This window comes from Kordia zhangzhouensis (assembly GCF_001005305.1).
In the GTDB taxonomy this organism is placed as follows: Bacteria; Bacteroidota; Bacteroidia; order Flavobacteriales; family Flavobacteriaceae; genus Kordia; species Kordia zhangzhouensis.
In genome coordinates this window covers 203,317-218,880 of the sequence record NZ_LBMH01000006.1, presented here as the reverse complement: position 1 = coordinate 218,880, position 15,564 = coordinate 203,317, and the positions used below count along the sequence as shown (strand labels likewise).

At 36.1% G+C, this 15,564-nt stretch carries 14 protein-coding genes; 10 read left to right on the top strand and 4 right to left on the bottom strand.

Annotated elements, in window-relative coordinates; all coding sequences use genetic code 11:
• Window positions 1–1,017 precede the first annotated feature (1,017 nt).
• The 4 genes from AA088_RS11335 to AA088_RS11320 form a co-directional block, all read right to left on the bottom strand.
• Window positions 1,018–1,920 carry a hypothetical protein gene (locus AA088_RS11335; RefSeq protein ID WP_157547163.1) on the bottom strand — a complete coding sequence of 301 codons (903 nt, stop codon included), beginning with the start codon at window positions 1,918–1,920 and terminating at the stop codon, window positions 1,018–1,020.
• Between the two features lie 10 nt (window positions 1,921–1,930).
• Window positions 1,931–3,616, bottom strand: a complete 1,686-nt coding sequence (locus AA088_RS11330; RefSeq protein WP_046745109.1) for a SusD/RagB family nutrient-binding outer membrane lipoprotein — start codon at window positions 3,614–3,616, stop codon at window positions 1,931–1,933.
• A gap of 11 nt (window positions 3,617–3,627) precedes the next feature.
• On the bottom strand, window positions 3,628–6,867 hold the full coding sequence (locus AA088_RS11325; protein WP_046745108.1) for a SusC/RagA family TonB-linked outer membrane protein: 3,240 nt from the start codon (window positions 6,865–6,867) through the stop codon (window positions 3,628–3,630).
• A 257-nt stretch (window positions 6,868–7,124) separates the two neighbouring features.
• Window positions 7,125–8,729 carry a BamA/TamA family outer membrane protein gene (locus AA088_RS11320; protein WP_052752878.1) on the bottom strand — a complete coding sequence of 535 codons (1,605 nt, stop codon included), beginning with the start codon at window positions 8,727–8,729 and terminating at the stop codon, window positions 7,125–7,127.
• 264 nt (window positions 8,730–8,993) lie between these two features.
• Between AA088_RS11320 and rpsL the strand changes: the two genes are divergently transcribed.
• The 10 genes from rpsL to rplV all read left to right on the top strand — a co-directional run bounded on the left by rpsL (window position 8,994) and on the right by rplV (window position 15,554).
• Complete coding sequence (gene rpsL / locus AA088_RS11315; RefSeq protein ID WP_007094992.1) at window positions 8,994–9,368, top strand: 30S ribosomal protein S12; 375 nt, start codon at window positions 8,994–8,996, stop codon at window positions 9,366–9,368.
• Between the two features lie 23 nt (window positions 9,369–9,391).
• The gene (rpsG, locus tag AA088_RS11310) at window positions 9,392–9,868 is read left to right on the top strand and encodes a 30S ribosomal protein S7 (RefSeq protein ID WP_046745107.1); all 477 of its coding nucleotides are present in this window, start codon (window positions 9,392–9,394) and stop codon (window positions 9,866–9,868) included.
• Window positions 9,869–9,886: 18 nt separating this feature from the next.
• Window positions 9,887–12,019 carry an elongation factor G gene (gene fusA, locus AA088_RS11305; RefSeq protein ID WP_046745106.1) on the top strand — a complete coding sequence of 711 codons (2,133 nt, stop codon included), beginning with the start codon at window positions 9,887–9,889 and terminating at the stop codon, window positions 12,017–12,019.
• A 10-nt stretch (window positions 12,020–12,029) separates the two neighbouring features.
• The gene (gene rpsJ, locus AA088_RS11300; RefSeq protein ID WP_007094989.1) at window positions 12,030–12,335 is read left to right on the top strand and encodes a 30S ribosomal protein S10; all 306 of its coding nucleotides are present in this window, start codon (window positions 12,030–12,032) and stop codon (window positions 12,333–12,335) included.
• A gap of 136 nt (window positions 12,336–12,471) precedes the next feature.
• Window positions 12,472–13,089, top strand: a complete 618-nt coding sequence (rplC, locus tag AA088_RS11295) for a 50S ribosomal protein L3 (protein ID WP_046745105.1) — start codon at window positions 12,472–12,474, stop codon at window positions 13,087–13,089.
• The gene (rplD, locus tag AA088_RS11290) at window positions 13,089–13,718 is read left to right on the top strand and encodes a 50S ribosomal protein L4 (protein ID WP_046745104.1); all 630 of its coding nucleotides are present in this window, start codon (window positions 13,089–13,091) and stop codon (window positions 13,716–13,718) included. Before rplC ends, rplD begins: the two co-directional genes overlap by 1 nt.
• Window positions 13,719–13,726: 8 nt before the next feature.
• Entirely contained in the window at window positions 13,727–14,017 is a 291-nt protein-coding gene (gene rplW, locus AA088_RS11285; protein ID WP_046745103.1) for a 50S ribosomal protein L23, read from the top strand.
• A 13-nt stretch (window positions 14,018–14,030) separates the two neighbouring features.
• Window positions 14,031–14,855, top strand: a complete 825-nt coding sequence (rplB, locus tag AA088_RS11280) for a 50S ribosomal protein L2 (protein WP_046745102.1) — start codon at window positions 14,031–14,033, stop codon at window positions 14,853–14,855.
• 3 nt (window positions 14,856–14,858) lie between these two features.
• Window positions 14,859–15,137 (top strand): 30S ribosomal protein S19, encoded by a 279-nt coding sequence (gene rpsS / locus AA088_RS11275; RefSeq protein WP_046745101.1) that lies wholly within the window; start codon window positions 14,859–14,861, stop codon window positions 15,135–15,137.
• Between the two features lie 9 nt (window positions 15,138–15,146).
• Window positions 15,147–15,554, top strand: a complete 408-nt coding sequence (gene rplV / locus AA088_RS11270) for a 50S ribosomal protein L22 (protein ID WP_046745100.1) — start codon at window positions 15,147–15,149, stop codon at window positions 15,552–15,554.
• Window positions 15,555–15,564: the final 10 nt, after the last annotated feature.

Genomic DNA, 15,564 nt, shown 5'->3' with positions numbered 1-15,564 from the left:
AAACTTATAGAATTGTTAAAAATTTAAAGAGGTTGTAAAGTATTCATTGTGAAATATTTGACTTTTATTAAATTTTTAACACTTAAAAGAAAAACCCATAGTTCTGTTGTTGTTAGGAAGTATTAGTAGGAGGTTTGATTCCGCTTTTTTTGATAGAAAAGAGTAAAATCGATTCGTTATTCTTTGATAATTTCTGAAGTGAATACAGTTCCTTTTTTAGACAATTTTAGGATATAAATTTTAGAAGATTCTCTACTTAAATCTATGTGGTTTTGTTGTGTTGAGAGTAATGGTAATTTATTGTATTAGTTCTTTGTCAACGCTTAAAATAGTGCAATTTGTTAAGTTGGGATTTTACTCAACAGGAGTACTTGGAGTTAAAGTTATGCTACTGAAGGCGGGATAATCTACTACGTAGCATAGTGTTCTAAAAGTTGAATTTGTGTAAGCACTAGGAATGCGACCTAAACCATTGTTGCAAAGAATTGATTTCCTTGTATCTGCTAAGCCATCATTTGTAAAATGTGCATAGTGTTGGCTGAATAGTTTCTGATTGTGACAGTTCTTAGTTTATATGCTTGAGGATTTCCTTAGCGATATAAAATTTCCTCCTTTTTTCTCTCATGCTGCTATTGTTGCTAACTACTTCGGTAGTTAAAGTGCTATAATTTATGTTGTAAATCTCATTAAGGAATCTTGAGCAATCTAATCTTTCGTCGTATTGAATGGAATTGAAGTGAAGTCAATTGGCGTTTCAGGAAGAACTCCCTAAAGAATTAATTTCATGAAGTTGAGAGGTGTCCTGAACGATGTTAGCTGTGTTTTTTCTGTTGATGAAAAAGCATTGGAGAGGTGTTAGCTTACATGGTAGCTTTTTATCATCGTAATTTGCTGCAATAGAAAATGATTTTTCTTTTTCAGCGTAGAAAGTAATTAATAAAAGCTAAAAAAAACTGCCTTTGAATTTAATTCAAAGGCAGTCATATAAGTTAAGATTTTAAATCTTACTTTTTTTATTTACTCATTACATAAGTTTAATGCAATTGGTCCTGCAGCAGATCCAGGAGTAGCTGTCGCTACTGTGCTTCCGCTAGGTCCGGTAATTTGGTAAGACATTTCTCCCCAGAAATCACCATTAAATACCCAATCTCCACTTACGCCTGCAGGAATCGTGATGGTACGAGTACCACTACTTGTTCCTGAAGTACATGCGTATCCTGGCGCTTCATAAGGAGTACAAAGTCCAATTTCAAAAACAGTTCCGTTACTTAAAGTAACTGTGATTCCAGGTCCGCCACCATTACTAGTAGTAGGTTGCCAACCATCACCGTAAGAATCTTGCATGTCGATTACCCAATCACCAGCTGGTAATGTAGGAGAGTCACATACTACAGTTGAAGAAAACGTGTGGTCTGCCGATTGGTTGTCAAAGTTTGCACTTACGTCAGAGAACGTTCCTTTAGGGTTTGTTACAGCTAAACGATAATCAAATTTGTCACCACCTTCTAAACCATCAGGGTTGATGTCTAAAGCAGCAATAATTGCAGATCCTTCAAAGTTGATAGTTACTTCTGGATATCCTCCATCAGCATTAGTAAAGCTAGACGCATCAACAGTTGTTAAAAGTGCTTCAGGAGCAGTTATATTTTGCCCATTAATGCTTACATAAACTTCTACTTTTGAAATATCTGTTCCTCCTGCAGGAGAAATTAGTTGATATTCTTTTGAGAAGCTTGAACTACCTGGATCTAATTTATTAACATTTGTAGAACCATTGGTAGTAATTTCGGAGGCAAATGGCACACCGGAATTGATCAGTTCGTCAAATTGCACAGGAAGTGTGTCATCATCAGAACAGCTATTAAATGTTATAGCCATAACACCTAATACTAAGAATGATTTTAATAATTTATTTTTCATAATTTATTTTTTATTGAATGAATCCTGCTGGATTATTATCCCAAAATACTTGCACGTCAAGTCCAGGCTTTTGAGAGATGTTAATGTTTCTGTCAACTGTAACATTAGGATACAAGAACGATCTTGGGAATGTGCCAGTTCCTAATAGTGTAGGTTGTAAGTTTCCAGGTTTACCAGTTCTTCTGTATAGGTTGTATCCTTCAACTCCATTTCCGTACATTGCTAACCAATATTCTTTACCGATAATATCCATTCTTTCATCATTACTTCCAGCAGCCATGTATGCATTCATAACCATAGCAACATAATCGTCAATATCAGTTGCAGTTGCAGTGTTTGAAAAATCACCTGGATTTGGTAAGAACGATGTAACTGTGTTCATTGATGATCTAATACCTTGTTCTAACATTGCAGCAGCATCGTCAGATGTACCAAGATAAAGAGCTGCTTCTGCTCTCATGAAGTATACAAATGAATCCATCATGATTGGCCAGATACCTGCTCCTTGAAGTCCATCATTGTCGTCAATTCCATCAGCATCATTATCGTCAAAACGACCTCCTACAGGATATACTCCAAAAGTACTTCTCTTAGTGTTATCTGGTGGAATTCCATCATTTTCAGCATGGTCTCTTCCCCAATATCCATCAGCTCTTCCAAATAAAGAACAGAAAGGTAATGGAATTGCTTGCATAGCATCAATTGGTGCATATGTTGCAGGTCTTGGGTCATTCCAACAATCAATTTCATTGTTTAATGTAGCTTCATCTGTTGGGAATGAATTTACTTGTCTGTATACGTAATATCTTAATCTTGGGTCTTCAGTACCTTTTTCTACTGCTAAAGCCCACATTAAGTAGTTTGGAATATACTCCCCAGTATTTGCTGCTAAATATTCTTCAACGAAATAAGGATGCTTACTTTGTGGGTTTAAAGAAGTTCCTGATTGCCATTTGAAATCTTCAGAGCTTGACGTAATGATATTACCACTAGTAAGTAATGAATTGATACCAGCAGTAGATCCTGCAGGGTCAATCAATCTTCTGTTTAGGTAGTATCTTAATTTTAAGGTGTTTGCTAACTTAGTCCAATTAGGCATTGAGCTGCTATTTCCTTCATTGTAGTAAAGGTCATTGAATCCAGGAGTATTTCCGTCTATATTAGCAAAATCTGCTAATGCTAAGTCTAATTCATTAAACGCTGCATCATAAACATCAGATCCAGAGTCTACCGAAGGGAAAATGATTCCGTTGTTTCCTTGCAATGCTTCAGAATAAGGAACATCGCCAAAATAATCTACCATTGTCATCATGGTATAAGCTCTAATGATTCGAGCTACACCAATATGTCTGTGGCGGCTTGCAGATGTTGCAATAGGGATTAAAGCTTCTACCTCATTCATGATGTCTGCGTAAGCAGTTATCCACATACCACTATTGCTAGAATTAGTGTTGTTAAAGTTTACTGCGTATGTGTCAAACATGTACTCTAGTCGTACAGCTTCTGCTCCAGATTCTGTGGCATCTTCAAAGAATTTTGCCAACTGAACTTGGATATAGTTCAAGTTTGTATCCGCATCCAATGCTTCGGGAGTCGGAACGTTTGGGTCTACTAGTAAGTCTAATTCTGTTGTTTCACAAGAGAATACAAGTATTAGACCTAGCAACCAAAATAATTTATTATTTTTTATTTTCATTGTTGATTTTTTTAGAAAGTTACTTTTACGCTCATACCGTATCTTCTAGAGTTCCAAGAAGTTAAGTAGTCAAATCCTTGAGAGTTACCAACACCTAAACTGTTTAATTCAGGATCGTAATTTACACTGTCAGGAGTATTAAATGCTTTTACAAATAAGTTCTGTCCTGATAGAGTTAATGATACATTTCCAAATGGAGTTCTATCTAACCATTTCTTAGGAAGTCTGTAGCTGATAGAAGCTTCTCTTAAACGGATATGTGTAGCATCATAGATTAACAATTCGTCAATTCCGAATCCAATGTTGTTAAAGTATGCTTCTGTTGCTGTTAATTGAATGTCATTAGGTTGTCCAGTAGATTGGCGAACACCAGGTAATACAATACTTTGAGTTCTGTCAAAGTCAGTATCTTCTACAAGACCTCTACCTATCAATGCTCCAATAGTCGTAGCGTAGATATCTCCTCCTTGTTGATACTCCCACTGCATGTTTAATGTCCAGTTTTTCCAAGTAATTCCAGTGTTAACAGTTGTGAACCAATCTGGGTTTGGATCTCCAATAATTCCGTTTGACGGATCTTGAATCCAGTATCCATTTTCATCTACTAAACGGTTTCCTTGATCATCTCTTAATACACGTCCACCAACAATTACACCTAATGGTTGATTGTTGATTGCAGCATTGGTTGTAGAGCTGAAAAGACCACCAAATTGAATCTGCTCACCTTCGTCAAGACCTTTTACAGTACTTTCGTTTTGAGTGAAACTTCCTGAAAACTTTAACTCAAAATCTTCAGTTTTGATTGGAGTTGCATCAAATGCAATTTCAAAACCTTCGTTAATTACGTTACCAATATTTGTAAAAGTACTTGTGTATCCAGTTTCAGGAGCCAAAGGTCTTTGAATAATTTGGTCTTCAGTATCTCTGTTGTAATATGTAAAGTCAAATCCAATTCTGTTGTCTAAGAATCTAGCCTCAAGACCAACTTCAAATTCTTTTGAAAGTTCAGGCTTTAAGTCAGGATTTGGTAAGAAGTTAGGAATACTTGTAGTAGTAGTTCCAGAACCTCCTGCAGTTTGGAAAATGTTTGGTACTAATGAAATTACACCTCTTGTATTGTAAGGGCCAGGGAAACCTGGAGAGGTACCATAACCAGCTCTTAATTTTAAGAAGTTCAATCCATTAGTGCTTCTGATATTTTCAAAAGCTGACGTAGGAATAAATGATAAACTTACTCCAGGAGAAAACTGAGATCTATTTTCTTGCTCTAATGTTGAATTCCACTCGTTACGTAATGATGTGTTCAAGTACAAGTAGTTCTTGTATGAAAGAGTACCTGAAACATATGCTGCAACGTTGTTTTGTTCGTTGAACGTTTGGTACGTTAAGTTGTTGTCAGCAAATACAGTTCCTTCAATAATTGTACTTGAGTTACTGAAGTTTAAGTGATTCCATAATCCATAAATGATTTGGTCTCTACTTTCAGAACCGTCACGCTCAAAAACTTGACGCTTAGTCGTTGCACCAATAGTTGCTTGTAAACCAAAATCTTCAGAAAGTTCTTTGTCAATACCAACTAATAAAGATTGATCCCAAATAGTAAATCTTGAAGATGTAGTTTGTAAATATCCATTAGGATGTAAACCATCGTTTGATCCTTTATTGATAACACGTCTTGTACTTGTGTTTTGGCTGTCAATACCTAAACGGTAACTAACAGTCATCCAGTCTGCAGCATCATAAGAAGCAACAAAGTTTGTAAATACACGGTCAGTACTGTTTTTGTCTTGTGTGTTATTTAGTACCCAAGCTGGGTTTGTACGGTCGTTACCACCACGATACCAAATACTCTCTCCTGTAATAGGGTGTTGATTTGGTAGTGTAATATCTACACTTCGAGGTAAATAAAGAATGTTCCAAATAGAAGCGATTCCTCCAGTACCAGCAGTAGATGAAGTTACGTCACTACCTGTTGAAGCATCTGTAAAAGGACTTCTAATGTCTGTCTTAGCTAAACTAATTTTACCTGATAAAGTAAACTTGTTTGACATTTTGTAAGTTCCACCAACAGAGAAGTTATCTCTACGTAAACTGTTGTTTGGAATAAATGATTGATCATCAACGTGTGCATAAGAAGCGTTGAAGTTACCTTTATCTCCAAAAGTTCCAGAAACATTTACAGAAGTACTAGCAATAGTACCTGTTTTAAAGTATGCTTCTTGGCTATCATAAGGTCTGTAAGTAACATCAGGGCTATCTAAACCAGGTAAATTAGGGAATAATACTGATGGTTCAACACCAAAGTTATTCAAAATAGAAGTCCTAAATGCGTTATCGATAGTAGCTTGGCTATCAAAACGAGCTCCCCAGTTACTGAAAAATGCTCCATAAACGTTTTGGAATCCGTTACCCCAAGTGTCTTGGTAATCTGGTAAAATAATGTCGTTGAAGAAAATAGATTGATTAACAGTTACTTCCATTTTCTTGTTTGCATCTTTTCCTGTCTTTGTAGTAATTAAGATTACACCATTACGACCTTCACCTCCGTATAATGCAGTTGCACTCAAACCTTTTAAGATGCTTACACTCTCAATGTTGTTAGGGTCGATATCTGCGAATCTACTAGCTACGTTACCAGATTGAAATGCTCCAGAGCTTGCAGATTGGTTGGCACTACCTGATGATCCGTCAAAAGGAACACCATCTACAATGAATAGTGGTTGGTTTCCACCTGTAATAGAAGACTGTCCACGGATAATGATGTTTGAACCACTACCAGAAACACCTCCAGAACCGGTAATACGTACACCAGACGCTTTACCACGTAAAATTTTTCCAATGTCTGTGTCGGCTTTTTGCTCAAGATCTTCACTCTCAACGGTTGATACTGCATAACCTAAAGCTTTTTTCTCTTTCTTGATACCTTGTGCAGTAATAATTACTTCCTCTAATTGGTTATCGGGCTCTAAAGAAATATTGATTGTGCTAGTAGCACCAACCTTTACTTCTTTCTTTTTATAACCAACGTAACTAAAAACAAGTGTCTGTCCTTGGTTAACTTTGATAGAATAGTTTCCGTCAAAATCCGTAGACATACCCGCATTAGTTTCTTTAACGACTACGCTGGCCGCGGGAAGCGGAACGCCAGATTCGTCGGAAACAGTACCCTTTACTGTTTTTTCTTGTGCTAGCGCTAGCTGCACCATTAACGCTAGCAACAGCGTTAACATTCCATTAAACTTTGTTCTCATTGTGTTAATTATTTGAATTAGCTAATCCCAAAAATCATAATAATATGTTAATATTCCTATTTTTTTAAGGAAAAAAGTGACTGATATTCAAGAAAATTAACGAAATGGAAGAAAATATACAGTATGGTTAAGGTTGGTATGTGGCTTAAATTCAATTACTTCTAAAAGTAATTTAGATGACTTTTAAATTTTATTAACAAGTTAAAAATTACAGGAAGAAGCTGTTTCTGGTTAAAGCAATTGAGTCTAACTAATCTTTAAAAGTTAGTTGATAGACTAATATGTACTTTTGATTCCGATAGTTTAATAGGTGAGGCCTCTGTTTTTCCAACGGCATAGTTTATTTTTAAGAGCCCTGATCTAGAGCGGATGCCGAGACCGAAACCAAAACCATATAGTTTAGCGGTAGTTTTGGTAAGATCATCTTGTAAATACGTAAAATCAATGATAGAATGTACGTATGAATTGCGCGACAAAATATATCTGTATTCGGTATTGAGAGTGCTGTATAAAGTTGCTTCTAAGCTATTTTCATTAAAACCACGAATTGATTGAATACCGCCCAGACGTAGTTTTTCATTGGTTAAATAGGTGTCAGAAATTAGAGTTTCGGAAGTGTTGTTTATATAAATATAATTTCGGTCATTAAGTTCCCATAAATAATTCGTGGTAAATAAAAATTTTGATTGTTCGTTTTTATTAGAGCTGTTTTTTCTTGTGCCAATTTGTCCTTCGGCTACAATATTGAATTTGTCTTGAAAGATGCTGTAATTGATATTTTGTTTTGAAAATGTGTAGCCAGCAGTGGTGAAAAAACTTTTATAATCGTCAATGTTTGTGTTTGAGGTATTTTTAAGTAAATTATTTGATTCAACCTGTTGTATTCCGACATAAACTTGATTGTTTTGGTTAATTTGATAAAACGTATTAAGCTTGGTGTTGATGATGGTAAAAAGAGAATCGCGTTTAAAAATGTCGAGACCTGCATTGATACCTAGAGGAGAGTTGAAGATGTATGGAACTTGAAGGTTGGCTAAAAATTTTGTTTGTTTATTTCCGTCGTTCTTCCATAATATAGTAAACTCTTCTCCTGCATTTAGGTTGTTAATTAATTTTAGGTCTAAATAGCCATTTAGTTTTAAATTGCCAGTTTCTTCATCTGAATTAAATCCTAGAAAACCGTCAAAAAAATTACTCTTAACTTTTTCTACATATATATATAATGTAGTGGAATCTTTGGTAAATAGTAATTCAGGATCTTTAAGTTGCCTGGCAAAAGGGAGTTGGTTAATGCGTTGAGTTTGTTTCGTGATTTCTTCTTTGTTGAAAGTTTTCGATTTTAAACGTAAGAAGTGTTTGGCATAAGATTTTGGAAACTTTTCATATCCTTTTACGATAATTTTGTCAATAGTTCGCTTATTTCTTATCTGAATATCTAAAGAAGCAAAAACGGTATCGGTTTTCTTGTCAATGTTTTTCAATTGTGCTTCAGCGAAGGGATTTCCAGTGTTTTGATAGTTTTCAACAATGGCTTCTAAAAAGGGGCTAAGAGTATTTGGGGAAATGGTAAAAGTACTATCTGTGTATTTTATATTAAAAGCTTTAAAAAGATTGGTGTCTAAAAGTTGTTTATTATAATTGATGTGTAAAGAAGAATATTTTTGGCCAAGAGAAAATATACTTTGGTATGTCGAGTCGTTTATCTTTTCGGGAGTAGAATGAGAGGCGTCAAAATATCCAATTTGGAAAAAGGTTTTCTGTAAAAGCGTTAACTCATCTATAATAGATTTTATATTTTCGTGCGATTTTTGATAATTGGTCGCATCAATAATGTCTTGTTGCCCCGTATTTTTAGCGAGCACTTTTAATGTTTGTCCTTCTATAGTATATAGACAAAGAAAATATAGGATAAATAATGATATATGTATAATTAATTTTTTCAAGCTAAAACAGACTGCTATTTATTGCTCGAAATAACGTAAAAAAAGAAGAATTAATATGTTTTGTAATGCTAAAAAATTAATCTTCTTGAAAATTAAGTCATTAAGATTTGAATCTTAAAAAATAATACTTACCTTTGCCGCCCTCAAAAGAGGGTTTTAATATAAAATTATATTTATTTATAGATGCCAACAATTTCACAATTAGTAAGAAAAGGAAGAGCCAAAATAACTAAGAAGAGTAAATCGGCTGCTTTAGATTCTTGTCCTCAGAGACGTGGAGTTTGTACGCGTGTATACACGACAACGCCAAAAAAACCGAATTCAGCGATGCGTAAAGTTGCTAGGGTTCGTTTGACAAATGGTAATGAAGTGAACGCTTATATTCCAGGAGAAGGGCACAATCTACAAGAGCACTCGATAGTATTAGTTAGAGGTGGAAGGGTAAAAGATTTGCCAGGAGTTAGATATCATATTGTTCGTGGTGCTTTAGACACAGCAGGTGTTGAAGGTAGAACGCAACGTAGATCTAAGTATGGTGCTAAACGCCCAAAGAAGTAATTAAAAACTTTTAATGTAAAGAAATGAGAAAAAGAAAGGCGAAAAAAAGACCTCTTTTACCAGATCCAAGATTTAATGATCAATTAGTAACACGTTTTGTGAACAACTTGATGTGGGATGGTAAAAAGTCAGTAGCATTCAAAATTTTCTATGATGCAATTGATATTGTAGATCAAAAGAAAACAGACGACGAAAAAACAGCGTTAGAGTTGTGGAAAGATGCATTATCTAATGTAATGCCTCACGTGGAAGTTCGCTCTCGTAGAGTGGGTGGAGCTACATTCCAAATTCCAATGCAAATTAGGCCAGATAGAAAAGTGTCTATGGCAATGAAGTGGTTAATTAGCTATTCTCGTAAAAGAAACGAAAAGTCAATGGCTTTACGATTAGCTTCTGAAATCTTAGCGGCGTCAAAAGAAGAAGGTGCGGCAGTTAAGAAAAGAGTAGATACTCACAAAATGGCAGAAGCTAACAAGGCATTCTCACATTTCAGATTTTAATCACACACAACTATAAAAATGGCTAGAGATTTAAAATATACTAGAAATATCGGTATCGCTGCTCACATTGATGCTGGTAAAACAACAACTACAGAGCGTATCCTTTACTATACAGGTGTATCTCACAAAATTGGAGAGGTGCATGATGGTGCGGCTACTATGGACTGGATGGAGCAAGAGCAAGAGCGTGGTATTACAATTACGTCTGCTGCTACAACATGTACATGGCAATTCCCTACGGAAAATGGAAAGCCGACTGCTGATGCTCAAGGATATCATTTTAATATTATTGATACTCCAGGTCACGTTGACTTTACAGTAGAGGTAAACCGTTCGTTACGTGTATTAGATGGGTTAGTTTTCTTGTTTAGTGCGGTAGATGGTGTAGAGCCTCAATCTGAAACTAACTGGAGATTAGCTGATAATTACAAAGTTCCAAGAATTGGATTTGTAAACAAAATGGATCGTCAAGGTTCTAACTTTGCGAACGTATGTACGCAAGTAAAAGAAATGTTGGGTTCTAATGCAGTACAAATTGTATTGCCTATTGGAGATGAGGCAGATTTCAAAGGTATTGTTGACTTGGTGAAGAACCGTGCTATTGTTTGGCATGATGAAACTCAAGGTGCTACTTTTGATGTTATTGATATTCCAGAAGATTTAAAAGCTGAAGCGTCTGAAGCACGTGCGCGCTTAATAGAAGAAGTAGCAACGTATGACGAGGAGTTGTTAGAGAAATTCATGGAAGATGAAAACTCTATCACGGAAGAAGAAATTCACGCTGCATTAAGAGCTGCGGTAATGGACATGGCAATCATTCCTATGATTTGTGGTTCTGCGTTTAAAAACAAAGGAGTTCAGTTCTTGTTAGATGCTGTTTGTCGTTACTTGCCTTCGCCGGTTGATAAAGATGATATTAAAGGAACGCATCCTGATACAGGAGAAGAGATTTCTCGTAAGCCTTCTGTAAAAGATCCATTTGCTGCTTTAGCATTTAAAATTGCTACCGATCCTTTCGTAGGTCGTTTGGCATTCTTCCGTGCATACTCTGGAAGATTAGATGCAGGTTCATACGTATTGAACAACCGTTCTGGTAAAAAAGAGCGTATCTCTCGTATCTACCAAATGCACTCAAACAAGCAAAATGCAATTGAATATATTGAAGCTGGAGATATTGGAGCTGCTGTAGGATTTAAAGATATCAAAACAGGAGATACATTATCTGATGAAAAGAGTCCTATTGTATTAGAGTCAATGGACTTCCCAGATCCAGTAATCGGTATCGCAGTTGAGCCAAAAACAAAGGCTGATGTTGATAAATTAGGAATGGCTTTGGCAAAATTAGCTGAAGAAGATCCAACATTTACAGTAAAAACAGATGAAGCTTCTGGTCAAACAGTAATTTCGGGAATGGGTGAGTTGCACTTAGATATTATTGTAGATCGTTTAAAGCGTGAATTTAAGGTTGAAGTAAATCAAGGAGAACCTCAAGTAGAGTACAAAGAGGCATTGACTAGAAAAGCGGAGCACAGAGAAGTTTATAAAAAGCAATCAGGTGGTCGTGGTAAGTTTGGTGATATTGTATTCGAAATGAGTCCGGTTGATGAAGACTTTAAAGGAGATGGATTGCAATTCGTTGATGAAATCAAAGGAGGGCGTATTCCAAAAGAATTCATTCCAGCGGTAGAAAAAGGATTTAGAGCAGCGATGTTGAATGGACCGTTGGCAGGATTTGAGATGGATACTATGAAGATTGTCTTAAAGGATGGATCTTTCCACCCTGTAGATTCTGATGCATTATCATTCGAATTGGCAGCAAAATTAGGATACAAAGCGGCAGCGAAAGCAGCTGGAGCAGTAATTCTTGAGCCAATCATGAAATTAGAAGTATTAACTCCAGAAGAAAACATGGGAGATATCGTAGGTGACTTAAACCGTCGTCGTGGACAAGTATCTGACATGTCTGACAGAGCTGGTTCTAAAGTAGTAAAAGCTACGGTGCCATTATCTGAAATGTTTGGATATGTAACATCGTTACGTACATTATCATCTGGTAGAGCAACTTCAACAATGGAATTCTCTCATTACGCAGAAACTCCTTCTAATATTTCTGAAGAAGTAATCGCAAAGTCTAAAGGTGTAACTGCTTAAAACTAAGAAAATGAGTCAAAAAATTAGAATAAAATTAAAATCATACGATCATAACTTAGTTGACAAGTCAGCTGAAAAAATCGTTAAAACAGTAAAAACTACTGGTGCTGTAGTAACTGGTCCAATTCCATTACCGACGCACAAAAAAATCTTTACTGTGTTGCGTTCTCCGCACGTAAATAAGAAATCAAGAGAGCAATTTCAATTAAGTTCTTACAAAAGATTGCTTGATATCTATAGTTCTTCTTCAAAAACGATTGATGCGTTGATGAAGCTTGAATTGCCAAGTGGAGTAGAAGTAGAGATTAAAGTGTGATAAATACTTTTCGCTTAGCGAAATAAACATGTCTGGAGCTGCGTGCGAAGGAAAAACGGAAAAAATACAATTCAGGGTTGAAACGTATTTTCGCCCTGAATTTTTTTAAATAAGTAAATAAATTAAATTAATAATTATGTCTGGGTTAATCGGAAAAAAAATCGGCATGACAAGTATCTTTGACGAGAATGGAAAAAACATTCCATGTACTGTCATTGAGGCTGGACCTTGTGTCGTTACCCAAGTCAGAACCAGTGAGGTTGACGGGTATGAAGCTCTTCAACTTGGTTTCGATGACAAGGCAGAAAAACGTGCTTCTAAAGCGGCTAATGGTCACTTTAAAAAAGCAGGTACTTCGCCTAAATACAAAGTTGTTGAATTCCAAGGGTTTGAAGATGAGTATAAATTAGGAGATAGTATCACTGTTGATCACTTTAGAGAAGGTGAGTTCGTTGATATTTCTGGAACATCTAAAGGTAAAGGATTTCAAGGGGTTGTAAAGCGTCACGGATTTGGTGGTGTAGGTCAGTCTACTCACGGTCAGCATAACCGTTTGAGAGCGCCAGGATCTATTGGAGCTGCTTCTTATCCTGCAAGAGTATTCAAAGGAATGCGTATGGCAGGAAGAATGGGTGGAGATAAAGTGAAAGTTCAAAATTTAAGAGTTTTAAAAGTAGTTCCTGAAAAGAACTTACTAGTGGTTAAGGGGTGTGTTCCTGGGCACAAAAACGCTTATGTAATCATTCAGAAGTAATGGAAATAGCAGTTTTAGATATAAACGGAAAAGAAACAGGTAGAAAGGCAAACCTTTCTGATGCTGTTTTTGCTATAGAGCCAAATGATCATGCAGTTTACTTGGATGTGAAGCAATATCTTGCAAATCAAAGACAAGGAACGCATAAGGCTAAAGAAAGAGCTGAGATCGCAGGAAGTACTCGTAAAATCAAAAAACAAAAAGGTACGGGTACAGCGAGAGCGGGTAGTATTAAAAATCCTTTGTTTAAAGGTGGAGGTAGAGTATTTGGTCCAAGACCAAAAAGCTACACTCAAAAGCTGAATAAAAATGTGAAGAGATTGGCTAGAAAATCGGCTCTTACATTAAAGGCAAAAAGCGAATCGATTATCGTTGTTGAAGACTTTAATTTTGACGCTCCAAAAACGAAAAATTTCGTAAACGTGCTGAAAGCTTTAGGGTTAGATAGTAAAAAATCGCTATTTGTGTTGGGTGATTCAAATAATAATGTATATTTGTCGTCACGTAATTTGAAAACCTCTGAAGCGATAACTACTTCAGAATTAAGTACTTACAAAATAGTTAATGCAAACAGCGTTGTTCTTTTTGAAGGTGCATTAGAAGGAATTGAGTCGAATTTAAGTAAATAAGGAACCAGATGAGTATCTTAATTAAGCCAGTTGTAACTGAAAAAGCTACTGCTGATAGTGAATTAAATAATCGATATACTTTCTTAGTGAATGTAAAAGCTAATAAAGTTGAGATTAAGAAAGCTATAGAGGCTACTTATGGGGTTTCTGTAGAGAAAGTTCGTACTATGAATTACGGACCTGATAGAAAAGTACGTTACACCAAGACTGGAATTCAGCATGGAAAAACAAACGCAACGAAGAAGGCGATTGTAGATGTAGCGGAAGGAGATATTATTGATTTTTATAGCAATATATAAGTAAAGACAAAAAATGTCAGTAAGAAAATTAAAACCAATTACACCAGCTCAGCGTTTTAGAGTAGTTAACGGATTCGATGCCATCACTACTGATAAGCCGGAGAAGAGCTTGCTCGCACCGAAGAAGAAGTCTGGTGGTAGAAACAATCAAGGTAAAATGACCATGCGTTACATCGGAGGTGGTCATAAGAAGAGATACCGTATTATTGATTTCAAAAGAGATAGACATGACGTTCCTGCGGAAGTTAAATCTATTGAGTATGATCCAAATAGAACTGCTTTTATCGCATTGATTCAATACAATGATGGTGAGAAGCGTTATATTGTTGCTCAGAATGGATTGCAAGTAGGGCAAACTGTAGTTTCTGGAGAAAAGGTAGCTCCTGAAATTGGAAACGCAATGCCATTAAGTAATATTCCATTGGGAACTATTATTTCTTGTGTTGAATTACGTGCAGGTCAAGGGGCTGTAATGGCTCGTAGTGCTGGTGCGTTTGCTCAGTTAATGGCGCGTGATGGTAAATATGCTACAATTAAATTGCCTTCTGGGGAAACTAGAATGGTGTTAGCAAACTGTTTGGCGACTATCGGAGCTGTTTCAAACTCTGATCATCAGTTACTTGTATCAGGTAAGGCTGGTAGAGGAAGATGGTTAGGTAGAAGGCCAAGAACAAGACCAGTAGTAATGAACCCTGTTGATCACCCAATGGGAGGTGGTGAAGGTAGAGCTTCTGGAGGTCACCCAAGATCTAGAAAAGGATTGCCAGCTAAAGGATTCCGTACAAGATCTAAAACGAAAGCGAGTAATAAGTATATCATAGAACGTAGAAAGAAATAAGACATGGCAAGATCATTAAAAAAAGGACCTTACGTTCACTATAGTTTAGATAAGAAAGTTCAACAAAATGTTGAGTCAGGAAAGAAGACTGTGATTAAGACTTGGTCAAGAGCGTCTATGATTACTCCAGACTTCGTTGGTCAGACTATCGCTGTTCATAACGGTCGTCAATTTGTTCCTGTATATGTTACAGAGAACATGGTAGGACACAAATTAGGAGAATTTTCACCAACACGATCATTTAGAGGTCATGCAGGTGCAAAAAATAAAGGAAAAAAATAATAAGAAGCTATGGGAGTTCGTAAAAGAGAAAGAGCAGAGCAAATCAAAGAAGCTAAAAAAAGCATAGCGTTTGCAAAGTTGAATAACTGCCCTACTTCGCCTAGAAAAATGCGTTTAGTAGCGGATTTAGTAAGAGGTGAAAAAGTAGAAAAAGCGCTTCATATATTAAAATTCAGTCAAAAAGAGGCTTCACGTCGTTTAGAAAAATTATTGTTGTCTGCAATTGCAAACTGGCAAGCTAAAAACGAAGATGCAAGTGTTGAAGAAGCTGAATTATTTGTAAAGGAGATTAGAGTAGATGGTGGAAGTATGTTAAAAAGACTTCGCCCAGCTCCTCAAGGTCGTGCACACAGAATTAGAAAACGTTCCAACCATGTTACATTGGTATTAGGGGCTAATAATAACACACAAAGTTAAGATAAGTAAG